General features: G+C 70.1%; 22 protein-coding genes. 2 read left to right on the top strand and 20 right to left on the bottom strand.

Annotation, left to right across the window (positions count from 1 at the left end):
* Positions 1–11: 11 nt before the first annotated feature.
* The 3 genes from OHT77_RS41890 to OHT77_RS41880 form a co-directional block, all read right to left on the bottom strand.
* Positions 12–872 (bottom strand): amidohydrolase family protein, encoded by an 861-nt coding sequence (locus OHT77_RS41890; RefSeq protein WP_328833602.1) that lies wholly within the window; start codon positions 870–872, stop codon positions 12–14.
* Positions 873–993: 121 nt separating this feature from the next.
* Positions 994–2,202 carry an L-2-hydroxyglutarate oxidase gene (lhgO, locus tag OHT77_RS41885; protein ID WP_328833601.1) on the bottom strand — a complete coding sequence of 403 codons (1,209 nt, stop codon included), beginning with the start codon at positions 2,200–2,202 and terminating at the stop codon, positions 994–996.
* Between the two features lie 48 nt (positions 2,203–2,250).
* A complete protein-coding gene (locus OHT77_RS41880; RefSeq protein WP_328833599.1) occupies positions 2,251–3,699 on the bottom strand; it encodes an aldehyde dehydrogenase family protein in 1,449 nt (482 codons plus the stop codon).
* A gap of 224 nt (positions 3,700–3,923) precedes the next feature.
* Between OHT77_RS41880 and OHT77_RS41875 the strand changes: the two genes are divergently transcribed.
* The gene (locus OHT77_RS41875) at positions 3,924–4,211 is read left to right on the top strand and encodes a putative quinol monooxygenase (RefSeq protein ID WP_328833598.1); all 288 of its coding nucleotides are present in this window, start codon (positions 3,924–3,926) and stop codon (positions 4,209–4,211) included.
* Between the two features lie 46 nt (positions 4,212–4,257).
* Here OHT77_RS41875 and OHT77_RS41870 read toward each other — a convergent pair whose 3' ends face one another.
* The 12 genes from OHT77_RS41870 to OHT77_RS41815 all read right to left on the bottom strand — a co-directional run bounded on the left by OHT77_RS41870 (position 4,258) and on the right by OHT77_RS41815 (position 15,435).
* Entirely contained in the window at positions 4,258–5,286 is a 1,029-nt protein-coding gene (locus tag OHT77_RS41870) for a methionine synthase II (cobalamin-independent)-like protein (protein ID WP_328833597.1), read from the bottom strand.
* Positions 5,287–5,289: 3 nt separating this feature from the next.
* A complete protein-coding gene (locus OHT77_RS41865; RefSeq protein ID WP_328833596.1) occupies positions 5,290–5,790 on the bottom strand; it encodes a GlcG/HbpS family heme-binding protein in 501 nt (166 codons plus the stop codon).
* On the bottom strand, positions 5,787–6,572 hold the full coding sequence (locus OHT77_RS41860; protein ID WP_328833595.1) for an alpha/beta fold hydrolase: 786 nt from the start codon (positions 6,570–6,572) through the stop codon (positions 5,787–5,789). Before OHT77_RS41860 ends, OHT77_RS41865 begins: the two co-directional genes overlap by 4 nt.
* A 26-nt stretch (positions 6,573–6,598) precedes the next feature.
* Positions 6,599–6,970: a VOC family protein gene (locus tag OHT77_RS41855; RefSeq protein WP_019069936.1), complete on the bottom strand. Its 372-nt coding sequence runs from the start codon at positions 6,968–6,970 to the stop codon at positions 6,599–6,601.
* Positions 6,967–7,737, bottom strand: a complete 771-nt coding sequence (locus OHT77_RS41850) for a fumarylacetoacetate hydrolase family protein (RefSeq protein ID WP_328833594.1) — start codon at positions 7,735–7,737, stop codon at positions 6,967–6,969. Before OHT77_RS41850 ends, OHT77_RS41855 begins: the two co-directional genes overlap by 4 nt.
* A gap of 6 nt (positions 7,738–7,743) precedes the next feature.
* Positions 7,744–9,192: an NAD-dependent succinate-semialdehyde dehydrogenase gene (locus OHT77_RS41845; RefSeq protein WP_328833593.1), complete on the bottom strand. Its 1,449-nt coding sequence runs from the start codon at positions 9,190–9,192 to the stop codon at positions 7,744–7,746.
* Between the two features lie 31 nt (positions 9,193–9,223).
* Complete coding sequence (locus OHT77_RS41840; protein ID WP_328833592.1) at positions 9,224–10,141, bottom strand: VOC family protein; 918 nt, start codon at positions 10,139–10,141, stop codon at positions 9,224–9,226.
* A gap of 124 nt (positions 10,142–10,265) precedes the next feature.
* Positions 10,266–11,177: a LysR family transcriptional regulator gene (locus OHT77_RS41835; RefSeq protein WP_266775028.1), complete on the bottom strand. Its 912-nt coding sequence runs from the start codon at positions 11,175–11,177 to the stop codon at positions 10,266–10,268.
* Positions 11,178–11,358: 181 nt separating this feature from the next.
* Positions 11,359–12,309: a sugar ABC transporter substrate-binding protein gene (locus tag OHT77_RS41830; RefSeq protein ID WP_328833590.1), complete on the bottom strand. Its 951-nt coding sequence runs from the start codon at positions 12,307–12,309 to the stop codon at positions 11,359–11,361.
* 44 nt (positions 12,310–12,353) lie between these two features.
* Positions 12,354–13,367 carry an ABC transporter permease gene (locus tag OHT77_RS41825; protein ID WP_328833589.1) on the bottom strand — a complete coding sequence of 338 codons (1,014 nt, stop codon included), beginning with the start codon at positions 13,365–13,367 and terminating at the stop codon, positions 12,354–12,356.
* Positions 13,364–14,866 (bottom strand): sugar ABC transporter ATP-binding protein, encoded by a 1,503-nt coding sequence (locus tag OHT77_RS41820; protein WP_328833588.1) that lies wholly within the window; start codon positions 14,864–14,866, stop codon positions 13,364–13,366. The genes OHT77_RS41825 and OHT77_RS41820 overlap by 4 nt, the downstream gene beginning before the upstream one ends.
* Positions 14,863–15,435: a carboxymuconolactone decarboxylase family protein gene (locus OHT77_RS41815; protein WP_328833587.1), complete on the bottom strand. Its 573-nt coding sequence runs from the start codon at positions 15,433–15,435 to the stop codon at positions 14,863–14,865. Before OHT77_RS41815 ends, OHT77_RS41820 begins: the two co-directional genes overlap by 4 nt.
* Positions 15,436–15,669: 234 nt before the next feature.
* Here OHT77_RS41815 and OHT77_RS41810 point away from each other — a divergent pair, with 234 nt between their 5' ends.
* On the top strand, positions 15,670–16,080 hold the full coding sequence (locus OHT77_RS41810) for a cupin domain-containing protein (RefSeq protein ID WP_328833586.1): 411 nt from the start codon (positions 15,670–15,672) through the stop codon (positions 16,078–16,080).
* A gap of 170 nt (positions 16,081–16,250) precedes the next feature.
* On the opposite strand, the gene OHT77_RS41805 is transcribed toward OHT77_RS41810, so the two are convergent.
* The 5 genes from OHT77_RS41805 to OHT77_RS41785 form a co-directional block, all read right to left on the bottom strand.
* Positions 16,251–17,588: an MFS transporter gene (locus OHT77_RS41805; RefSeq protein WP_328833585.1), complete on the bottom strand. Its 1,338-nt coding sequence runs from the start codon at positions 17,586–17,588 to the stop codon at positions 16,251–16,253.
* 126 nt (positions 17,589–17,714) lie between these two features.
* Positions 17,715–18,665 (bottom strand): catechol 2,3-dioxygenase, encoded by a 951-nt coding sequence (locus OHT77_RS41800; RefSeq protein ID WP_328833584.1) that lies wholly within the window; start codon positions 18,663–18,665, stop codon positions 17,715–17,717.
* Complete coding sequence (locus tag OHT77_RS41795; RefSeq protein WP_328833583.1) at positions 18,646–19,773, bottom strand: 4-oxalomesaconate tautomerase; 1,128 nt, start codon at positions 19,771–19,773, stop codon at positions 18,646–18,648. Before OHT77_RS41795 ends, OHT77_RS41800 begins: the two co-directional genes overlap by 20 nt.
* Entirely contained in the window at positions 19,770–20,474 is a 705-nt protein-coding gene (locus OHT77_RS41790) for a 4-carboxy-4-hydroxy-2-oxoadipate aldolase/oxaloacetate decarboxylase (RefSeq protein WP_328833581.1), read from the bottom strand. Before OHT77_RS41790 ends, OHT77_RS41795 begins: the two co-directional genes overlap by 4 nt.
* Before the next feature lie 2 nt (positions 20,475–20,476).
* On the bottom strand, positions 20,477–21,226 hold the full coding sequence (locus OHT77_RS41785) for a PIG-L deacetylase family protein (protein ID WP_328833580.1): 750 nt from the start codon (positions 21,224–21,226) through the stop codon (positions 20,477–20,479).
* Between the last annotated feature and the right edge of the window lie 30 nt (positions 21,227–21,256).

Raw genomic sequence — 21,256 nt, 5'->3', positions numbered from 1 at the left:
CTCGTCCGTCCTCAGCCCTCGATCGGCCAGTTCAGGACCTCGGAGATACCGCGGCCCATGATCCATTCAAGCTCCTCGGGCGTGAAGTCCCAGTGCTTGGTGAACTGCTCGATCGTGTCGGTGTAGGTGATGCCGTGCCCGAGCAGGCGGGTGATGTCGGTGCCGTAGAAGCAGCGCTGCGGGCCCATCTTGTCGACCATCTCGCGCACGTACTTCTGGATGTTGTTGTTCGGGAAGGGCTGCGTGGAGTAGCCGGGGAGCGCCGAGACCTTCACGTAGATGTTCGGGTGGGCGGCGAGGTCGGCGGTCTCCGAGACCCAGTAGCCGATCGCGTCGTCGACGCAGCGGGCCATGATGCCCATGTGGTCGATGATGATCCTCAGCTCGGGGTGCTTGGCGGCGATCTCACCCAACTCCCGCTTCCAGATGGGCGCGTGGACCATCGTCGGAATGCGCAGCTCCTCGGCGATCGGCCAGTACCAGTCGTTGGTGCCGTCGATCATCCAGTTGCGGTCCTGCGGCCGGTGGAAGGTGAGGCGGGTGCCCTTCACATGCGGGTTCTGCGCGAAGTCCGCCAGCATCGCCTTGCCCTCTTCGGGCTTGTTCTGCGGGATGCGCGCCATGATCCCGAAGCGGTCGGGGTGCGCCTCGCAGGCCTCCAGGGCGTAGTCGATACGGTCGCCCTCCCAGGACGGCGGCAGGATCAGCGCCCGGTTGACGCCGGCTTCGTCCATCAGCTCCAGCGCCTCCTCGTACGAGAAGGCCTCCTCGCGGTGTCCGTTGAGGCGGATGCGCTCACGCGCTCCCGGGACCCAGGGGCGGTCCGGGGTCTCTTCCTTCCAGATGTGGATCTGCGTGTCGACAACGAACATGGCCGGAACTCTTTCTCTCGAAGGTCTTTACGGAGGGAACGCTAGGCGGGTGACGGGGCCTTGCAGAGTCCCGGGGGCGCAAGCAGTAGTTGCGCGAAACACCGCTCTGCGCAGGGCATTCTCAGTGTGCGGACGGGGTGTCGAAGACGGCGCCGACGATGTGCTCGGCGATCGCCATGGAGGCGGTGGCGGCGGGCGAGGGCGCGTTGCGGACGGCGGTGATCCGGCCGACCTGGTGGATGCGGAAGTCGTCCACGAGGGTGCCGTCGGGGTCCAGTGCCTGGGCGCGGACGCCCGCCCCGCCGCGCACGACGTCGGAGACGCCGACTCCGGGGACGTAGAGCTTTGCGTCCTTCATGAAGGCGGACGCGGACAGGGAGCCGCGGTACTCCTTGATGCCGGTGCGCCAGTGCTGGGCGGCCATCTTCCAGGAACCGGGGTAGGCGGCGAGTCCCGCGAGGTCCTTCACGGAGAGGCGGCCGAGCTTGTAGCCCTCGCGCGCGAGGGCGAGGACGGCGTTCGGGCCGACCTCGACGGTGCCGTCGACGCGTGGGGTGAAGTGCACGCCGAGGAAGGGGTAACGGGGGTCGGGCACCGGGTAGATGAGCCCGCGCACCAGGTGGGTGCGGTCCGGCTTCAGGAGCATGTACTCGCCCCGGAAGGGGATGATCTTCGGTTCCCGCTTGTCCTGCGCCATCTTGGCGACGGCGTCCGAGTGGAGGCCCGCGCAGAGGATCAACCGGTCGACGCGGACGCGCTGTTGACCGGAGGCGACCTCGATGCCGCCCGGCACATTGGTGATGGAGGTGACCGGGAAGCCGAGCCGCACCTCGCCGCCGGAGGCCTCGATGTCCTTCGCGAACTCCCGCGCGATCGCCGGGTAGTCGGTGATCGCGGTGCGCGGCGAGTGCAGGGCCGCGATGCCGCCCGCATGGGGTTCCAGCTCCTTGATCTCCTCCTTGGAGATCCTGCGGAGTTCGGGCACGTGGTTGTTCCGGGCCCGCTCGTAGAGGTTCTCCATCCGGCCCAGCTCGTCCTCGCGTACGGCCACGACGAGCTTGCCGATCTCGTCGTACGGCAGCCCGCGGTCCTGGCAGTACTCGCGCAGGATCGATACGCCTCGGACGCACAGGTCGGCCTTGAGGCTGCCGGGGGCGTAGTAGATGCCGGCGTGCACGACCCCGGAGTTGTGGCCGGTCTGGTGGACGGCGACCTCGTGTTCCTTCTCCAGGACCACGACCCGGGTGCCGGGGCGGCGCAGGGCGATCTCGCGGGCGGTGGCGAGCCCCACGATGCCGGCGCCGACGATGCCGATCGTCTCGTCAGCCATCAGCGACCTCTTCTCTGTCGTACCGAAATCTCTGTCGTACCGACGTTCTCAGGTGCCGAAGTGCACGGCGACGGTCTTCACGCGGGTGGAGAAGCGCAGGACCTCGTCGCCCTGCTCCTTGTAGCCCGTCCCGGAGTCGTGGAAGCCGCCGAAGGGCAGGTGGACGTCCCAGCCGGGGGTGGTGGCGTTGACCGCGATCTGGCCGCACTCGACGTCGTCCGCGAAGCGGTGGGCGGAGGCCAGGTCGCGGGTGAACACGGCGGCAGCCAGGCCGAACGGGGAGTCGTTGACCGCGTCGACGGCCTGGTCGAAGTCGTCCACGGCGCGGACGGCGAGGACCGGGCCGAAGACCTCCTCCCGCCAGATCGCCGTCTCGGCGGTGACGTCGGCGAGGACGGTCGGCTGGACGAAGCAGCCGTATGCGCGATCGCCCTCGGTGTCCGCGTGGCCGCCGGTGAGGACGGTCGCGCCCTGCTCCACGGCCCCCGCGAGATGGGCGAGGACGCCGTCGCGCTGCTTGGGGCTGGAGAGCGGGCACAGGGTGGTCGCCGGGTCGCTGCCCGGGCCGACCTTCAGCGCCTCGACCTCGGCGACCAGGAGTCGGGTGAACTCGTCGTACACCGGCCGCTCGACGATCACCCGACTGGTGGCGGTGCAGCGCTGTCCGGCCTGGCCGAACGAAGCCGCTACGACGGTCCTCGCGGCGAACGGCAGGTCGGCGTCCCTGAGGACCACGGAGGCGTTCTTGCCGCCGAGTTCGCCCTGGAAGCGGACGTTGCGGTCGGCGAGACGGCGGCGGATGCGGTTGCCGACCTCGTTCGAGCCGGTGAAGGTGATGGCGGCGATGCGCGGGTCGTCGAGGAGCGGCTCCTCGATCTCGGCGGTGCGGCCAGTCACCACGTTCAGGACCCCGGCGGGCAGACCCGCGTCGTGCAGGGCGCGGGCGAAGTGCAGGCCCGACAACGGTGTCTCGGTGGCGGGCTTGAACACGGCCGCGTTGCCGGTCGCGAGCAGCGGGGCGAGCTTGCGGGCCGGGGTGATCAGCGGGTCGTTCCAGGGGCTGATCACGAGGATCACGCCGATCGGCTCGCGCTGGGTGTGCACGCGGGTGTCCGGGCGGGCGTCGTGCAGGAGGGTGCCGTAGCCCTGGCGGGCCAGGCCCGCGTAGTAGTCGAGGAAGTCGGCAGCCTTGAGGGTCTCGCCGCGGGCCTCGGCGACGGTCTTGCCGTTCTCGGCGGTGACGTCGGCGGCGATCTCGTCGACCCGCTCGCGGATCAGCCCGGCCGCCGCGGTGAAGATCCGGGCGCGCTCGAAGGGGCTGGTCCGCTTCCATCCGGCGAAGCCGCGTTCGGCGTGGTCGTAGGCGCGGGTGACGTCCTTGGCGGCGAGGGCGGGGATGCGCGCGAGGGGGGTGCGGACGTCGGCGGGGTCGTGCACCTCGATCCACTCGCCGGTCGTCACCCACTCTCCGCCGGAGAGGGTTTCCAGGCTTCGCATGAAGATCACTTCCTTCGTCCGCCGCGGTGCGGGTCCGCGGTCTGCACAGTCGTCGGCCGCAGTGGGCCGGATGCGACAACACACCATGTGGGGGCGGTGCCACCAGTCCCGCGGCGGCAGGCATTGGTTGCGCCGTGCGCGGGTCGGCGCAGGGTTGTTCCATGCTGGAATCGGCTGGCCGGACGGCAGTCCATGAGCCCAGGAACACCGAGGAGAGACACGACATGGCCTACGCAGTCATCGCCCGCTACCTCTGCGAGCCCGCCGACGAGGCCACGGTGCGTGCCGCCTTGCTGAAAGTGCGCGAGCACACCCGTGCCGAACCGGCGAACCTGGCCTACGAGGTGCACGCCGAGGCGGATGTGCCCGGCAGTTTCGTGCTGTACGAGCAGTACGCCGACCGGGCCGGGTTCGACGCGCACAAGGCGGCCGAACACTTCGACGAGCTGATCGTGAAGACCATTTGGCCCCTGCTGACCGACCGCAAGGTGACGTTCGCCGAGGTGCTCTGAGGGAGACGGGCCGGGAAGCGTGCGGACGCGCTTCCCGGCCCTCGTGTCAGAACTCGTTGCCCCACACGTACCGTGCGACGGTCTCTACCAACTCGATCTTCCGGCGCTGCTGTTCGGTGCTCAGCAGCGGCCGGCTCGCCACGTCGGCGAAACCCCGGGACGGCGCCACGGCCCCGTCCTCCAGGTCCTTGAACTCCCCCACCGCGTCGAGCCTGGCCATCACCGTGTCGATGTCCTCCAGCTCGGGCACGGTCGCGTCGACGACGCCGAGGCAGAAGTCGCGGTCCTCGGGGAGGGCCTTGACGAGGGCGAGTTCGGCCGGGGTGCCCTGGTCGAAGGGGAGGATCCAGCGGTCGGCGGCGATCTCGCCGTAGAGCTGCTCGGCACGCGCCCAGTCGATCGCGGCGGGGGCGACCGGGCCGGGGGCGAGGCCGATGCGTACGCCCTCGGGGCGGTCGTCCAGGCGTACCGCCAGGGCGTCGACGGCGAGCGCGTCCGCGAAGGAGAGCGCGCCGGGGTCGGCCGGGTCGGTGGCCAACTGGCCCAGCAGCAGCGGGTTGGTGAGCTGGATCAGGCGGACGCCCTTGGCGACCAGCAGCTGTATCTCGGCGGCGAGAATCTCGGCGAGGGCCTCCCCCAACTCCCGTGCGGAGGCAGGGCCGTGGCCCGGCTGGAAGGTGGTGGCGGCGAGGTACGCGGGTGACGGCAGCGAGGCCTTCGGGGCGATCACCGTCAGTTCGGTGAGCCGGGCCGTCCAGTCCGCGAGGAGCGGGCCGTTGGCCTTGGGGAGGGACTCCGCGACCCAGCGGGTGAGGCCGTCGGCGTCGGTCTCGCCGGTGCGCCGGAAACCTGACACCCCGTCAAGGACCGCGCTGCGGAAGTCCTCCCGGGGGAAGTCGCCGTCGGTGACGACGGTGGAGCGGAGCTTGCGCTGGAAGACGACCGCGTCCTTGACCGCCTGGAGCTCCGCCTCCTTCAGGGCCTCGGGGTCGCCTGCCGCGCGGGCCGCGGTCAGTTCGGCGGGGCGGACCAGGCTGCCGTGGTGGTCGATGCGGTAGTTGAACGTGTCCGCCATGGGTCAGGCGTCCTTTCCGGACGGGGACGACGAGGGCGACGAGGACGGGGCCGGCTTGCCCGCGACACCCCAGGCGGCGAACTCCAGTTCGTAGCCGAGCGAGGCGAGGACCTCCTCGGCGATCTGCTGGTCCTCGTCGGCGGTGCCGCCCGCGATGCCGAGGCCGCCGATGATCTCGCCGTCCCTCTTGATGGTGAGGCTGCCCTCGGTGGCCATGATCGGCATGGCGGCGCCCGGGAGTTGGGACAGCTGGCCGAAGAAGACGGGCTGGCTCTCCTGCCACTTCTTCAGCATCTTGCCGGGGCGCTGCATGATGGCGGCCGTGTACGCCTTGGCGCGCGCGATGTCCGGGGTGAGCGGGCGGGCGCCGTCCGGGCGGCGGATGGCGATGGGGAAACCCCCCGCGTCCACGACGGCCACGCTCACCGCCTTTCCGAGGGACTGGGCGCGCTTGTGGGCGGCGTCGATGATCTCCTCGGCGGCGTCCAGGGTGAGGCTGCTCATGCTGCTTCCTTCGGTGCGGTGAGGGTGCGGCGCAGGTGGGCGACGGCGGCGTTGTACTCGGCGGGCGTCTCCCAGTACATGGAGTGCGGGGCGCCAGGGACGATCTCCAGGTGGGAGCCGGGCAGCAGTTCGTGGGCGCGGGTGACGGTCTTGACGCTGAGCACCGCGTCCTTCTCGCCGGCGAGGAACGCGACCTTCACGCCCGAGCTCTGGATGTCGTCCAGGGACGGGCCGTCGGTGTCGAGGTTGCGCAGGTCCTGCATCCGGGCGACGTTGAACGTGCCCATCTGCTGGAAGAGGAAGGTGAGGTCGGCCCGCTCCTGCTGGAAGCGCTTGGTCAACAGGCGGTCGATGACCGGCAGTTTGACGGCCTCGGCGCGGTCGGCGGCGGCGAGTTCCTTCAGCTCGGGGTGGCTGATGCCGCCGAGCGAGTGGCCGAGCACGACGGAGCCGACCCGCTCGGGGCGGAGCAGTCCGGCGCGCAGCGCGGCGACGGAGCCGATGGACTGGCCGACCAGCATGACGTCGGCCAGGTCCTCCTGGTCGAGGACGGCGACGACGTCACCGGGGAAGTCCTGGCCGTCGAACTCCGTCATCGACGAGTCGGACTTGCCGAAGCCGCGCAGGTCCACGGTGACGACCGTGAACTCATCGCGCAGCGCGGCCACTTGCTGCCACCAGGCGGCGTGGTGGCCGCCGCTGCCGTGCACGAACAGGATCGCCGGACCGCTGCCGTGGCGCTCGTAGTAGATGGAGGTGCCGTCGGAGTCGGCGAGGGGCATGGGGGTGAACTCCTGTACGCGGGTGGCTAGTTGGGGCGGCGGCCGTGGAAGACGAGCTCGATCATGGTGTGGTCGGGGTCGTGGATGTAGCAGAACTTCGACTGGTTCTCGGGGCGTTCGATCGGCCGGGTGTGCCGGATGCCGAGGTCCTTGAGGTGGGCGAGGAAGTCGTCCCAGTCGTCGACCTCGACGGCGAAGTGATAGGGCGCCATGCGCTCCATCTCCTCGACGGGGGTGAAGTGCAGGTCGAAGTTGCCGCGGGTCATCAGCACCACACGGGTGTTGGACTTGGGCATGATGCGCTTCATCCCGAAGACCTTCGTGTACCACTCGGCGGTCCGGTCGGGGTCGGTGGTGGGGAAGTTGACGTGGTGGATGTAGCGGGGTGCGCTGCTCATGACGGATTCCCTTCGCTGTGTACGGGGTTGGACAGGACGCCGATGCCGCTGATCTCGATGTCCACGGTGTCGCCGGGTTCGAGTTGGCAGGTCGACTCGGCGCCCATCCACAGCACGTCCCCCGGGTGCATGGTGAGGTGCCTGGTGAGTTCGACGATGTGGTCGAAGGGGTCGAAGACCATGTCGCCGGTGGCGAACGAGGCGCGAACCTCTCCGTTCACCCGGAGGGTCGTGGTCTGCGCGAGGGCGTCGACGTCGGTCTCCATCCAGGGGCCCATCGGCTTGAACGTGTCGCTGTTCTTGCTGCGCCAGAACGAGCGGTCCTGGTGCTGCCACGTGCGGGCGCTCACGTCGTTGCCGATGGTCCAGCCGAAGACGGCCTTGCGGGCCTCGTCGTAGGTGGCGTGCCGGAGAGTGCGGCCGATCACGGCGACGAGTTCCGGCTCGGCCTCGAAGCGGCCTTCGACGGCGGCCGGCTTGACGATGGGTGAACGGTGGCCGGTGAGCGCGTTGTTGGCCCGGTAGCCGACCTCGGGGCGGTCCGGGGTCTCGGCGCGGGCGTGCGCGATGTGCCGGGGGTAGTTCATGCCGACCGCGTAGAACACGGGCGGTACGACGACGGGCAGCCACCGGGCTTCGGCCACCGGCACGCTGCCGATCACGGACGGGTCGCCGTCGAGCGGGGACTCGGACAGCAGCTCGATGTGCTCCTCCCCCACGCGGCCCCACACCGCCCGGCCGCCGACCGCGACTCGCGTGTATCTCATGGCGGTTCAGCCCGCCAGCAGGTGCGAGACGCGCTTGGTGATCAGGTAGGCGTCGAGGGCCTCGGGTCCGCCCTCCCTGCCGTAGCCGCTCTCCTTGACACCGCCGGAGGGTGCCTCGGCGACGGAGCCGCCGCAGTGGTTGAGGGAGAGGATGCCGGCCTCCAGCGCGTCCGAGAGCTTCTCGGCGGTCGCGGCGGACTCGGTGAAGCCGTAGGCGGCGAGGCCGTACGGCAGGGAGTTGGCGACGGCGAGGGTCTCGTCGAGGTCGGTGAACGGGACGATCGGAGCGAGCGGGCCGAAGGGTTCCTCGTGCAGCAGCCGCGCGTCGGCCGGTACGTCGGTGAGGACGGTCGGGGCGTAGAAGTAGCCGTCGCGCTCCAGGCGTCGGCCGCCGGTGAGGACCTCGGCGCCGCGTTCGACGGCGTCGGCGACGAGGGTCTCCATCGCGTGCAGGCGGCGCTCGTTGGCCAGCGGGCCCATGGTGGTGTCGGCGTCGAGGCCGTCTCCTACGGTGACTTCCCGGGCGGCCTTCACGAACTCGGCGGTGAACTCCTCGACGATGCTCGCGTGGACGAAGAAGCGGCTCGGGGAGGTGCACACCTGGCCGGCGTTGAAGAACTTCGCCTGCGCTGCCTTGCGGGCGGCCCTCACCGGATCGGCGTCCGCGCACACGATGACGGGGGCGTGGCCGCCGAGTTCCATGAGGGTGGGCTTCATGACCTCGCCCGCCCGGGCGGCGAGGAGCTTGCCGACGGGGACCGAGCCGGTGAAGGCGACCAGGCGGATCGTCGGCGAGGGGATCAAGTGGGCGGAGACCTCGGCCGGTTCGCCGAAGACGAGGTTGAGGACACCGGCCGGGAGTCCCGCGTCGGCGTAGCAGGCGACCAGCGCGGCGGCGGTGCCCGGTGTCTCCTCGGAGGCCTTGATGACGATCGAGCAGCCCGCGGACAGGGCGGAGGAGAGCTTGCGGTTGGGGCCGCCGACGGGGAAGTTCCAGGGCACGAACGCGGCGACGGGGCCGACCGGTTCGCGGCGCACGGTGAGGACGGTGCCGGGGGCGGACGGGATGATCCGGCCGTAGGCGCGGCGGGCGTCCTCGATGTGCCAGCGCAGGGTGTCGGCGGTGCGCAGGGCCTCGGTGGTGCCCTCGCGGAGCGGCTTGCCCTGCTCCTGGGCCATGATCCGGCCGATCTCGGGGGCGCGTTCGGTGATGAGGTCTGCGGCGGCGTGCAGGATCGCGGAGCGCCTGGCCGTCGGGGTGGCGCGCCAGACGCGGAAGCCCTCGTCGGCCGCGTCGAGGGCGCGGTCGAGGTCGGCGGTGGTGGCGAGGGGTACGTCGCCGATCACCTTCTCGGTGGCCGGGTTCACGATCGGGGCGGTCCGTCCGGTGCCGCCCTGGCACCACTCGCCCGCGATGTACATGCGGACGGCGGGGTAGCCGTGGTCGGAGGTCATGAGTGGGTGCCCTCTCAGGCTGGGAGGAGAGTCAGGTGGCGGGGGCGTCCTGGTCGCGGTTGGAGCGCAGCGCCCAGATGTGGTGGGGCGGGGTCGTCTCGTGGACGCGGGTCTCGTAGGTGTCGTCGACGCGGTCCATGTCCGCCGCGTACTCGACGCGGCCTCCGCAGGGGGCGTGCAGGAACCGGAAGACGTTCGAGCCGACGGTGTGGCGGCCGAGCTTGCGGGCCTCCCGCCAGCCGCGCTCGATCATGTGGTTGCCGCCCTCGATGACGTCGTCGAAGCCGGGGACCTCGTAGGCGATGTGGTTGATGCCGGCGCGGTCGGGGCGGTGGCAGAGCAGCATGGTGTGCTGGTCGTCGTCGCCCGGTGCCTGCATGAAGACGCCCATCGGTTCGACGATGTCGGTGGGCCGGAAGCCGAGCCGGTCCGTGTAGAAGGCGACGGCCTTCTCGCGGCCCTCCTTGACGATGTTCAGCGCGACATGGCACATGCGCAGCGGGAAGGCCCGGGTGAGCGGTTCCAGCGCGGAGTTCCAGCGGTCGACGCTGCCGAGCGCGTTGGCGGGGCGGGGGGTGACGTCGGCGTTCTTCGGGCGGGCCAGGGTGAGGCCGACGCCGAAGCCGCTCTCGTCGACGGTGTGGAAGACGCCGTCGGCGCTCTCGTGGACCGTGCGGTCGCGGTTCAACTCGGCGCCGAGCCGGGCGAGTTCCTCGCGGGTGTCGACGCCCCAGACGATCTCGCGGAGGGTGGGCCCGGTCTCCAGCGGCGGGGGCAGCAGGGGGCCGGGCACGGTGTCCAGGTGCAGGGTCTGCCCGGTCAGGGTCTCGAAGACCGCGTGCTCGTCGGTCCGCTCCAGCAGGAACAGCCCGAAGTCGTCGAAGAAACGGACGCATTCGGCTACGTCGTCGATCCCGTAGGTGACGGATTCGATTCTCTGGATTCCCATGGATGCCTCGTTTCGCGGGTCGCCCGGCGAGCCTAGATTTCGGGACGTGAAGGCCTCAATGGTCCGGGCTCGTCTGAATACGCAATCGTTTCTTGCGGCTATGGCCTGATCCGCCGGACGGTCCTCAGGACGGGATGGCCGGAATGGGATTCTGTGAGAACCATTCGGAGAGGAAGTCCAGGAACACGCTGACCTTGCGCGGGGTCGCCTGGCCCGGGCCGTAGATCGCGAACAGGGGGCGGTCGGGGACCGCGAGTTCGGGAAGCAGTACCTTCAGGGCGCCGCTCATCAGGTCGTCGTAGGCCGGGCGTTGGGGCAGCAGGGCGATGCCGCGGCCGTGGACGGCGGCCTTCTGGAGCGCGAGGTACGAGTTCGACGAGAAGGCCACGTTGCGGATCTTGTGCAGGGTGGACGCGTGGCCGTGGCCGATGCGCCAGACCGGGTCGTTGACGTGGACGAGGCAGTCGTGGTGGGCGAGGCCGTTGGGCTCGGTGAGCGGGCCGCCACGTTCCAGGTACTTCTCGGAGGCGCAGAGCACGAAGGGCAGGGAGGCGATCTTCTTGAGGCGGACGCTGGAGTCGCGCAGGTCGCGGGTGTGGAAGGCGACGTCGAAGCCGCTGTCGAGGAAGTCGTACGTACGGTCCGACATGCCGCCGAGTTCGAAGCGGACGTGGATCTTGGGGTGGGCCGCGGAGAAGGCGGCGATGGCGTCCCCGAGGTCCAGGCTGCCTATCCACTTGGGGCAGATGATGCTGAGGGTGCCCTCGGCGCGGTCGTGGAGGTGCGAGATGACGGCGTCCTCGGCCTCGATCTCGTCGAGGATGCGGGCGGCGAACTCGGCGTACTTCAGTCCCGGTTCGGTGAGGCTGACCGAGCGGGCGGTGCGGTTGACCAGGCGCACGCCCACCTGCCGCTCCAGCTCGGCGACGTGGCGCGAGACGAGCGAGCCCGACGAGCCCAGCTTCTTGGCGGCGCCGCTGAAGCTCCCGGCCTGTGCGACGGTGACGAAGCTGTGCATGAGGAGCAGTCGGTCCATGATTCCTCCGGAGGCCCACGGGTGCCAGGGGTGGGCCCCGGCGGCGGTGCCGGTCGTACTGATGGGTCCGACGCCGGCCGGGATGTCCTGGTAGCGGCTCCACTTGGACATTCCGGCTGTGTGACGGACGGGCGGCTCGGTCAACAATGAGGCAGGTGTCGCTCCCGGCACCGGACTCCGTCTACTTGGGGCAGTACTGGGGGGCCTTGCTCAGGTTGTCCTTGGTGACCAACAAAAGAGGAATGTTGGCAATTTTGTCAACCTTTTTCTTGGCCAGCAGACCGACCGCGTTCCGGACGGCGGTCTGCCCGATCGCCATGGCCGAGTTGGCGACGGTGGCGGAGAGACGGCCGTCCTTGACGGCGGCGAGGCCCTCCTCCGTGCCGTTCACGGTGACGATCCTGACGTCCTTCTTGCCGGCCGCGTCGAACGCCTTGCGGGCGGCGAGCGCCATGTCCTCGGAGGCGACGAACGCGTACGCCAGGTCCGGGTGGGCCTGGATCATGTTCTCGGCCACGTCCTGCGCCTTCACCGGGTTGAACATGCCCGGCTGGTTCGCGACCACCTTCGCGGTGCTGGGCAGCGCCTTGGTGAAGCCGCCCACGAGGAGGTCGGAGGCGGCGCCCGGCGCGCCCGCGATCACGCCGACCTCGACGCTCTTGCCGCCCGCGTCGGTCGCGACCCAGCCGGCGTCCAGGGCGCCGACCTTGGGCAGGTCCACGACGGCCGCGCCGAGGATGTCGTTCACGTCGCTGGTGGCGACGGAGGTCAGATAGATCGGTATGTTCGCGGCCTTCGCCTTGGCGATGTCGCCCTTCAGCGCGTCCACGTTGACCGTCTGCACGATCAGGGCGCTCACACTGCGCGAGGTCATGTCCTCGATGTTGGACAGCTCGGTGGTGGAATTCTGGTGCGAGTTGGCGGTGAAGACCTTCGCGTTCTCCGTCTTCGCCGTCTGCTCGACCGCCTTCTGGAGACAGCTGTGGAACTCGGTGTCACCGCCGTTGACGAAACCGAGGGTGACATCGCCGGAACTCCCGCTGTCGTCACTGGAACCGCACCCGCTCAGGACGAGCGTGGTGCCGGCGAACGCGGCGAGCACGGATCTGCGGGAACGGAGCGACATTCTCATGGTGAACCGCCATTCGGGGAAAGAGGGAAAGTGGGTATGGCCGGTCAATGACGTGCGGAACGTGCCTTGTGCATCTCGTTGGCGATGGCCGCGATGAGCAGCACCCCGCCGACGGAGACCGACTGGTAGTTGCTGGAGACCTGGAGCAGGTTGAGCGCGTTGGCGACCACGCCGAGGAGGACCACGCCGAGCGCGGTGCCGACGATCGTGCCGTGGCCGCCGGCGAGGGCGGTGCCGCCGATGACGACCGCGGCGACGGCCTGGAGCTGGAGCGAGAGGCCGCCGGTGCCGGGGCTGCTGCCGCTGAGCCGGGACAGCAGCATGAGGCCTGCGAGTCCGGACAGGGCGCCGGTCAGGGCGTAGAGGGAGAGCTTGCGGGCGGTGACGTTGATGCCGCTGAGCCGGGCGACGTGTTCGTTGCCGCCGATCGCGAAGGCGTCGCGGCCGAACACGGTGAACCGCATGACCAGGGCGGTCGCCAGGAGGACGAGGATCGCCACGACCAGCAGGTACGGCACCCCGAGGACCTTGTCGTTGCCGAGGGCGAACATCTTGGTGCCGATGGAGACGCTGACGCTGTCGAGCACCAGCAGGGCGACGCCGTCGAGCAGGGTCGCCGTGGCGAGGGTGGCGACGAACGGGGCCACGTTCGTGAACGTCACGACCACCCCGTTGACCAGGCCGATCAGCGTGGCCAGCACGAGCGAGACGACGACGGTGAACGCGGTGGAGTGGCCGTGCGCCAGCAGCTGCGCCCCGACCGCGGTGGTCACGGCGACGTTGCTGCCCATCGAGAAGTCCATGCCGCCCGCGGTCATCAGCAGCGTGAGCCCGGCCGCGATCACGGCGACGACGCTGACCTGGCGCAGGATGTTGATGACGTTCGTGTCGGTGGCGAACGAGTCGGTCCGCATCGAGGTGGCGACGATCACCACGATCAGGACGGCGATCAGCCCGGTGTGCGGGGCGCCGCGCAGTGCGGCCAGGGTGAGCCGGGGGCGTGCCTTCCCGGGCGGGTCCGAGACGCCGGGGGCGTCGGGAAGTGTCTTGACGCTCACTGCGGTTGACCTCCGAGGGCGGTGGCGACGAGTTCGTCGTGGGTGATGGCGTCGATGTCGTGCTCGGCGACCGTGCGGCCCGCGCTGACGACGACGACCCGGTCGGCGAGGCGCATGACCTCCTCGGCGGACGAGGAGGCGAGCAGGACGGCGACTCCGCGCGAGGCGAGGTCGTCGACGAGGACGTGGATGTCGGCCATGGCCGCGATGTCGACCCCGTTGGTGGGGTCCTCCAGGAAGCAGGCGACCGGCTCGGTCTGCAGCCACTTGGCGAGCAGCACCTTCTGCTGGTTGCCGCCGGACAGCGCGCCCACCGGCGGGTTCCCGGCGAGGGCGACCACGCCGTAGTCGCGGCGCAACGGGGCCGCGCGGCGGGCGAGTTGGGTACGCCGGTGGATACGGCGGCGGGCGAAGCGGTCCCCGGCCAGCATCAGGTTCTCGTCCAGGGACAGCTCCGGGACCAGGCCCAGGGCCCGCCGGTCCCCGGTGACACAGCGCAGCCCGCCGGCGAGGGAGGCGCGAACTCGCCCGAACGGCACCGGAGTTCCGTCCACGGCGAGCCTCCCGGTGTCGGGACGGCGGCGCCCGGACAGCAGGTCGAAGAGGCGCGACTGCGCGTCCCCGGCCGGCCCGAGCACGGCGACGATCTCGCCCTTGCGCACCTCGACGGTGAAGTCCCGTACCGCCCGGCCGTCGGTGAGGCCGTGCACGGTGAGCCCGAACTCGTCCTTGGGCGCGGGCCGTTGGGAGCGCTGGGACACGACGTCCCGGCCTACCATGCCGCGCACGAGGGAGGCGGCGTCGAACTCGGCGGCGGGGGCGCTGCGTACGACGGCTCCGTCCCGCAGCACCGTGACCCGGTCGGCGACGGCCAGCACCTCGTCGATGTAGTGCGAGATGTAGACGACGGCCACGCCCTCGTCGCGCAGGGTGCGCACCAACTCCCGTATCTGGTGGGCCGCTTCGGCGCTCAGACAGGCGGTCGGCTCGTCCAGGATCAGAATGCGGCCGCCGCGGCGGACCTCGCGGGCCACCTCGACCATGGTCTGCTCGGCGACGGTCAGCGAGGCCGCGGTGCGTGTCACGTCGATGTCGATACCGAGGCCCTCAAGCGCCGCGCGGGCCTGGGAGTCGACCTCTTTCCACCGCACGGCCCCGCCGCGTGTGGGCAGGTCGCCCAGCAGCACGTTCTCGGCGACGGTGAGCCCCATCGCCAGCTCCCGGCGCTGGGGCACCGACGCGACGCCGAGCCGGCGTGCCTTGCGGACCGTGAGTCCGTGCTGCGCCTGCCCGTTGACCTCGACGGTGCCGGCGTCGGCCTGGTGGCTGCCCGAGAGGACCTGCACCAGCGTGGACTTGCCGGCTCCGTTCATGCCCATCAGCGCGTGCACCTCACCCGGGTACAGGTCGAGGTCGACACCCTTGAGCGCAGCCGCGCCGCCGAAGCTCTTGGTGACCCCCCGGACGCGAAGTACCGCGCCTCCCCCCGGAGTTGTCACGGCCGTGACTCGGTGCCGTCGGCGCCGTCCGGGGCGATCCGGCCGTAGCCGCGGATGTCCGGGAACGGCGGTTCCTTGTCGGCCTGGAGGTCCACCTGGAAGGTGTTGAGGCACATGCCGAGCATGGTGAAGTTGCCGAGCGCGCCGATGGTGTCGACCAGGCCCTTGGAGCCGAAGTGCTCAAGGGCGGCGGCGAAGGTCTCGTCGGTGACGAAGTGGTCGTCGAGGATCTCCCGGCAGAACCGGTAGAACGCCTGGTCGGCCTCGTTGTCGAAGACGGCCTCGCGCTTCTCGGCGATCGCTTTGACGGCGGCCTCGGGGATGCCGGCCTCGATCGCCTGGTGCACATGGGCGTTCCAGGAGTACTGCGCGTCCCAGTTGCGGGCGGCCATCAGCAGCGTGAGTTCGCTCAGGTGCTTGGGGAGGCTGGAGTCGAACCGGGCGAAGGCGCCGAGCGATTCGGCGCGCTCGCACATCTCCGGGCTGTGCAGCCAGGCCCGGAAGGGTCCGCGGACGGCGCCGCGCCGGCCGGCGATGCGGGCGGCCAGTTCCCGCTGGCGCGGGTCCATTTCCTCTTCTGTGAGAACGGGGAGCCTCATGGGGCCTATACCTGCCTTTTCTTTCCGGCGCGTTACCTGCACGGTCCGGGAATCCGTGCGATGCGTGCCGACCGTACAGGCGGGTCCGGGAAGCTCACCCCTCCGGAAATGCAAGGTAAAGCTGCATGCCAGAGGGCAGCCATTCCCGCGTGCGCGGCCTAACGTCGTTCGCCGCAGAAGCATGTAAGTGGAAAGGAACTCCGGATGACCACGATCATCAAGGTCGCCTCCGTGCCCGTGCTCGACCGGGGCGGTGCCGTCGCGACGACCCCGCTGATCACGACGCCGTCGGCGGGCGGGGAGAACCTGATCACCAGTGGGATGAGCGTGTATCCGGTGGGTTCCGGGGCGCCGTTGCACTCGCACAACTGCGACGAGCACGTGACCGTTCTGGAGGGCCGCGCGGAGGTGGTGGTCGACGGCGAGGTGACGAAGCTGGAGCAGTACGACACGACGTACGTCCCCTCTCCGATCCCCCACCTTTTCCGGAACATCGGCGACACCCCGCTGCGCATCCTGTGGGTGTACTCCTCGGGGTACGTCACGCGGACGTTCACGGAGACGGGCAGGACGGTGGAACACCTGTCGGCGGAGGACCAAATGGGCAAGGACTGAGGCACGCCCCCCCGTCAACCGGCCCGCGCCTGCGCCCCCTTGGGCGACAGGCGCTCCTTCATACCCGGGCACCGAGCGGACCGGGAGGTGCGGACACACCGACGCCGGCCCCCGCGTCCTCGCGGTGGCCGGCGTCCGGTCCTGCCCCTGTCACCCGGGCCGGGGTGCGGTCAGTGGCTGACGGCCAACTCCCGCTCGACGCCCGTCTGTTCGGCCTGCTTGGAGCCGCGCAGCGCCGCGATGCCGATGAACACCATGGACGACAGACCGGCGATGGCGAAGGACGTGAAGCCCCAGTCGCCGTTGCCGGAGGCGAGCAGCTGCCCGCCGAGCCACGGTCCGAAGACGGCGCCGAAGCGGCCCATGCCGGAGGTCCAACCGACCGCCGTGGCACGGTTGTCCGGGGTGGAGCGGATGGAGACGGTCGCGTAGATCATCGTCTGGGCGCTGTTGAGGAAGACGCCGGTGAGGAAGACGACGAGCATCGTCACGGCCTGGTTCATGTGGACACCGAGCAGGAAGACGCCGACGGCGGTGAGCGCGAACCAGATCGCCGAGATGCGCGGGGCGCCGAAGCGGTCGGCGGCGCGGCCTGCGACGAGCATGCCCACGATGCCGCCGAGGTTGAACACGACGACGAACGTGAGGGCGTTGGCGAGTTCGTAGCCCTCGGCTCGCATCAGGGTGGGCAGCCAGGTGGCGACGCCGTAGACGAGGAGCAGGCCGCCGAAGGAGGCCAGCCAGTACAGCAGGGTCTGCAGCCATTCGCCGCCGCGGAAGAGGGCGAGCAGGGCGTCCCACCGGTCGGCCGCCGTCTTCTTGCCGGTGACGGCGGGCAGTTCGACCTCGAAGCGCTCGGCGAGGGCGTGGGCCTCGTCGGTGCGGCCCTTGGCGACCAGGAAGCTCAGCGACTCGGGCAGGAACTTCAGCAGCACCGGGACGAAGAGCAGCGGGACGACGCACACCCAGAAGGCGGCACGCCAACCGACCGGTTCCACCAGCCACTTGGCCACGTAGGCGGAGAGGATGCCGCCCGCGTGGTGGGCGGTCATCAGCATGCCGATGGTGAGGGCGACCCGGCCGCGCGGGGCGTAGTCGGAGACCATGCTGATCGCGGTGGGCAGCAGTCCGCCGAGGCCGACACCGGCGAGGGTGCGGCCGAGGCCGAACACCTCGACGCTGCCCGAGACGGCGCAGATGCCGGAGGCCAGCGAGAACAGCGTCACGCAGGCGATCATCAGCTGCTTGCGGCCGATCCGGTCCGCGACCGTGCCCGCGGCGAGCGCGCCGACCAGCATGCCGAAGGTGGCGTAGCTGCCGAGATCGCCGGCCTGGTCGGCGGTGAGGCCGAAGGTCTTCGTCTCCAGCAGGTGCGGCAGCACCGAGCCGTAGATGAACATGTCGAGGCCGTCGAAGAGCACGGCGAGCCAGCACAGGCCGATGACCAGCAGGGCCAGTCTGCCGGCGCGCGCGGTCGGGGCGGGGGACGGGGAGGGGGAGGAAGACATCGTTGGTTACCTCTCGTGCTTGGTGCGCTAGACGCTAAGGAGCCACCCCCTGGATAGTCAACGTTTTTGTCAACAATCTCATCGACAATCGTTGAGGGGTGGCTCCCGCGTCGCGTTCAGCGGCTCTCAGGCGACCGGCGGAGTCCCGTGGGTGTGGAAGGACGCGATGGTCTTCAGCCCCCAGGCCTGCCCCTTCTTCCGCTCCTCCTCGGTCCACGTGATCAGCGGCCAGTCGGGCGCGAGGACGAGCCGGGTGAGCGGGTTGCACAACTCGATGCGGTTGCCGCCGGGCTCGTAGACGTAGAGGAAGAACGTCTGCTGGATGGCGTGCTTGTGCGGGCCGGTCTCGATGAACACACCGGTGTCGATGGCGAGATCGGCCGCGCGCAGGATGTCCTCGCGGGTGTCGGTCGCGAAGGCGATGTGGTGCAGCCGCCCGGTCGAACCGGTCCAGTCCTCGGTGTAGACGATGTCGTACGACTTGTTCGTGTACGTCAGCCAGCGCGCCGCGATCCGGCCGCTGTCGAGCCGGATCTGCTCGGTCGGCCGGGCGCCCAGAACCTGTTGCTGGAACTCGGCACTCGACAGCACGTCCGCGGCGAGGAAGTTGATGTGGTCGAGCCGCCGTACGCCGACGCCCCGGTTGGGCTTGGCCTGCGGCTGGTTCTTCAGCGCGGGCTTCAGCTCGTCGGGCGCCCGGTAGTGCTCGCTCTCCCAGTACAGGGCGTGCTCGTGGCCGTCCGGGTCGGTGGTGACGTAGAGCTTGCCGAGGCCGGGTTCGTCCTCGACCCACCGGCCGGTGCCGCCCGCCTCCTCGACCGCCTCGATACGGCGCTGGAGTGCCTCCTCGCTGGAGGTACGCAGGGCGAGGCGGCCGAGCCCCGGCTGGTCGCGGGCGGTGAGGACCAGGCTGTGGTGCTCGTAGTCGTCGTAGGTCCGCAGGTAGACGGTGTCGCCGTCCTGGCCGTTGACGGTGAGGCCCAGGTAGTCGGTGAAGAAGGCGACACTGGCGTCCAGGTCCGGGGTGAAGAGCTGGGCGTGGCCGATATGGGCGATGTCACCGAGCGGCGGAGCCATCGTTGCCTCCAAGGGGTCGTGCGGGTGCGGGAGTCGGGGCGGCGGGCCGGGGGAAGACGGTGCCGTCGAAGATCTTGCGTGCGGTGCGGACGACCGCGGTGCTGCGGACCACGGGAGCGGATCCCTCGGGTCCGGCGTCCACGCTAGTTTCGATGTCTAGGAATCCGCTGGGATGCTCGATGCGAATTCGGTCACTTTGTACGGGTATTTCCGCGATGCCCTCCCCCACCCCGCCGGGCAGCAGCAGCCCCGCCGCCACGCTCGCGGCGCCCAGGACGCCGATGGAGGTGTGGCAGCGTACGGGAATGAAGGTGCGGGTCATGACCGCGCCGCCGTCCGTGGGCGGGGCGAGCAGGCTGAGTTTGGGGATCGTGGTGTGCTCGACGTCACCGAGGCCCATCAGCTTCCCGGCCGCCAGGCGGATCTCCCGCAGGCGGGCGGCGAGGCCGGCGTTCTCCTCCAGGTCGGCGGGCGTCTCGTAGCCCGTGACGTCCAGTGCGGCGGCCGGGACGAGGACGACCGGCATGCCGTTGTGGACGCAGGTCACCTCGATCCCGGCGATCGTGTCCCGGACGTGTCCCGTGGGCAGCAACTGGCCACCGCCCTGGGGGAATTCGATCACCACGGGTGCTGCCGAGCCGGGGACGCCGGATATCTCGGCGGTGCCGGAGTAGTCGACCCGCCCGTCCGGAGTGGGGAAGGTCGCGATCGCCAGTTCCCCGGTGTTGAGCATGCGGATGCGGACGGAGGTCTCACCGTCGGCGGGGGCCACGAGCCCCCGCTCCACGGCGAACGGGCCTGTTCCGGCGAGGATGTTGCCGCAGTTCTGACGGTCCGTCACCTCGGCTTGGTCGACGGCGACTTGCAGGAACAGGTAGTCGACGTCGGCCTCGGGGTCGTCCGAGGCGGAGACCACGGCCACTTTGCTGGTGAGCGGGTGGGCGCCGCCCAGGCCGTCGATCTGGCGCGGATCGGGGCTGCCCATGACCCGCAGCAGCAGGTCGTCGCGGGCGGCCGTGTCGGCGGGGAGGTCCTCGGCCAGGAAATAGGCGCCCTTGGAGGTGCCGCCGCGCATCAGCATGCAGCGGACCTCCGCGGGCCCGCTCACGACTCGTCTCCCGTGTACTCCTCGTACGTCCGGTATTCGACGCCGAGCTGCTTGAGGGTGTCCCTCAACCCGTAGCGGTCCAGGCCTAGTTGGCCTTCCAGGAAGGCGGAGCGGGTGGCGGCCTCCTTGGCCTCGCGGGCCTCGGACTTCCGGGCGGTCTCGCGGGCGTTCTCGCGGGGTACGACCACCACGCCGTCGTCGTCGGCGACGATCACGTCACCGGGGCGGACGACCTGGCCGTCGATGGCGATCGGCACGTTGACCGAACCGCCGGTGGCCTTCACGGTGCCCTGCGAGGAGACGGCACGGGACCAGGCGGCGAAGCCCATGTCGCGCAGTTCCTGAGTGTCGCGGATGCCGGTGTTGAGGACGACTCCGCGCACCCCGCGCTGCTGGAGCGCGGTGGCGAACAGCTCGCCGAACAGGCCGTCCGTGCACGGGGAGGTGGTGGTGACGACGAGGATGTCGCCCGCGCCGCACTGCTCCACGGCCGCGTGGATCATGAGGTTGTCGCCGGGCCAGCCGAGCACGGTGACGGCGGTGCCGGCGACCCGGACTCCCTGCTGTACGGGGCGGATCGACGGTCCGAGGAGACCGGTGCGGCCCATGGCCTCGCTGACGGTGGCAACTCCGAACGCGGCCAGCGCCTCGACGTCCTCGGCGTCCGCCTTCGGAGGGTTGGTGACAATCACGCCGCCCATGGTTATGCCAGCTCCTTCGCGATCTGCGGGTACGGACGCATGTACGCCTCGGCCATCGTCTTGTGAGCCAGGCCCAGGTTCGGGCCGGCGTTGCGCTTGAGCTGGACGCCGCGGCGGACGGCCAGGTCGGTGTAGTACTCCCACAGGTGCTGCTGGGCGCCGAGGCACTCCATGGCCTTGCGCTTGGTGTCCCAGACCTCGGTGATGTCGAGCAGGACCTCGGGCTTGAAGCCGCTCATCTCCGGCTGGTGCGGCTCGAAGTAGAAGACCGGCGGGGCGCCGATGATCTCGCCCTCGCCGGGGTAGCCGATGGCCTGCGCGAGGACGCGGGCCTCCAGCGCCATCCGGTTGGCGGCCGGGTGGTCGCCGTTGTACGGGTCCTCGGTGGGGTGGGTGAGCACGACATCGGGCTGCGTGGCGCGGTAGACCTCGACGAGGGTGTCGGTCAACTCGGCGGTGGCGACGAGAGGGTAGTCGCCGGCGTCGAAGAAGCGGACCTCGGCGCCGAGGGTGGCCGCGGCGCGCTCGGCCTCGTCCCGGCGTATCGCCTTGATCTCGTCCAGCTTCTTGCCCTCGCGCCAGGCCTTGGCCGACTCGCCGCGCTCACCGAAGGTCAGACAGGCGATGGTGACCTTCTCGCCGCGGGCGGCGGCGAGGGCGATGGCCCCGCCCGCCCGCCAGACGAAGTCCCCGGCGTGCGCCGTGACGACGAGTGTCGATCGTGGGGTGGCGGGCGCGTTGCCGTGCGTCATTGCTCGAATCTCCTTGGTGGACAGGTGTGC

It is taken from the genome of Streptomyces sp. NBC_00252, assembly GCF_036187565.1.
Lineage (GTDB): Bacteria > Actinomycetota > Actinomycetes > Streptomycetales > Streptomycetaceae > Streptomyces.
The sequence above is the reverse complement of the archived record's forward strand: the minus strand, read 5'-3'. Positions and strand labels throughout refer to the sequence as shown.

Coding starts and splice junctions, on each gene's coding strand:
- OHT77_RS41875 (WP_328833598.1), top strand. CDS start 3,924: ATGGCCTACGCAGTCATCGCCCGCTACCTCTGCGAGCCCGCCGACGAG.
- OHT77_RS41840 (WP_328833592.1), bottom strand. CDS start 10,141: ATGGGAATCCAGAGAATCGAATCCGTCACCTACGGGATCGACGACGTA.
- OHT77_RS41865 (WP_328833596.1), bottom strand. CDS start 5,790: ATGAGCAGCCTCACCCTGGACGCCGCCGAGGAGATCATCGACGCCGCC.
- OHT77_RS41810 (WP_328833586.1), top strand. CDS start 15,670: ATGACCACGATCATCAAGGTCGCCTCCGTGCCCGTGCTCGACCGGGGC.
- OHT77_RS41790 (WP_328833581.1), bottom strand. CDS start 20,474: ATGGGCGGCGTGATTGTCACCAACCCTCCGAAGGCGGACGCCGAGGAC.
- OHT77_RS41855 (WP_019069936.1), bottom strand. CDS start 6,970: ATGAGCAGCGCACCCCGCTACATCCACCACGTCAACTTCCCCACCACC.
- OHT77_RS41830 (WP_328833590.1), bottom strand. CDS start 12,309: ATGAGAATGTCGCTCCGTTCCCGCAGATCCGTGCTCGCCGCGTTCGCC.
- OHT77_RS41890 (WP_328833602.1), bottom strand. CDS start 872: ATGTTCGTTGTCGACACGCAGATCCACATCTGGAAGGAAGAGACCCCG.
- OHT77_RS41880 (WP_328833599.1), bottom strand. CDS start 3,699: ATGCGAAGCCTGGAAACCCTCTCCGGCGGAGAGTGGGTGACGACCGGC.
- OHT77_RS41850 (WP_328833594.1), bottom strand. CDS start 7,737: ATGAGATACACGCGAGTCGCGGTCGGCGGCCGGGCGGTGTGGGGCCGC.
- OHT77_RS41805 (WP_328833585.1), bottom strand. CDS start 17,588: ATGTCTTCCTCCCCCTCCCCGTCCCCCGCCCCGACCGCGCGCGCCGGC.
- OHT77_RS41870 (WP_328833597.1), bottom strand. CDS start 5,286: ATGGCGGACACGTTCAACTACCGCATCGACCACCACGGCAGCCTGGTC.
- OHT77_RS41800 (WP_328833584.1), bottom strand. CDS start 18,665: ATGGCTCCGCCGCTCGGTGACATCGCCCATATCGGCCACGCCCAGCTC.
- lhgO (WP_328833601.1), bottom strand. CDS start 2,202: ATGGCTGACGAGACGATCGGCATCGTCGGCGCCGGCATCGTGGGGCTC.
- OHT77_RS41785 (WP_328833580.1), bottom strand. CDS start 21,226: ATGACGCACGGCAACGCGCCCGCCACCCCACGATCGACACTCGTCGTC.
- OHT77_RS41835 (WP_266775028.1), bottom strand. CDS start 11,177: ATGGACCGACTGCTCCTCATGCACAGCTTCGTCACCGTCGCACAGGCC.
- OHT77_RS41815 (WP_328833587.1), bottom strand. CDS start 15,435: ATGGACCCGCGCCAGCGGGAACTGGCCGCCCGCATCGCCGGCCGGCGC.
- OHT77_RS41845 (WP_328833593.1), bottom strand. CDS start 9,192: ATGACCTCCGACCACGGCTACCCCGCCGTCCGCATGTACATCGCGGGC.
- OHT77_RS41860 (WP_328833595.1), bottom strand. CDS start 6,572: ATGCCCCTCGCCGACTCCGACGGCACCTCCATCTACTACGAGCGCCAC.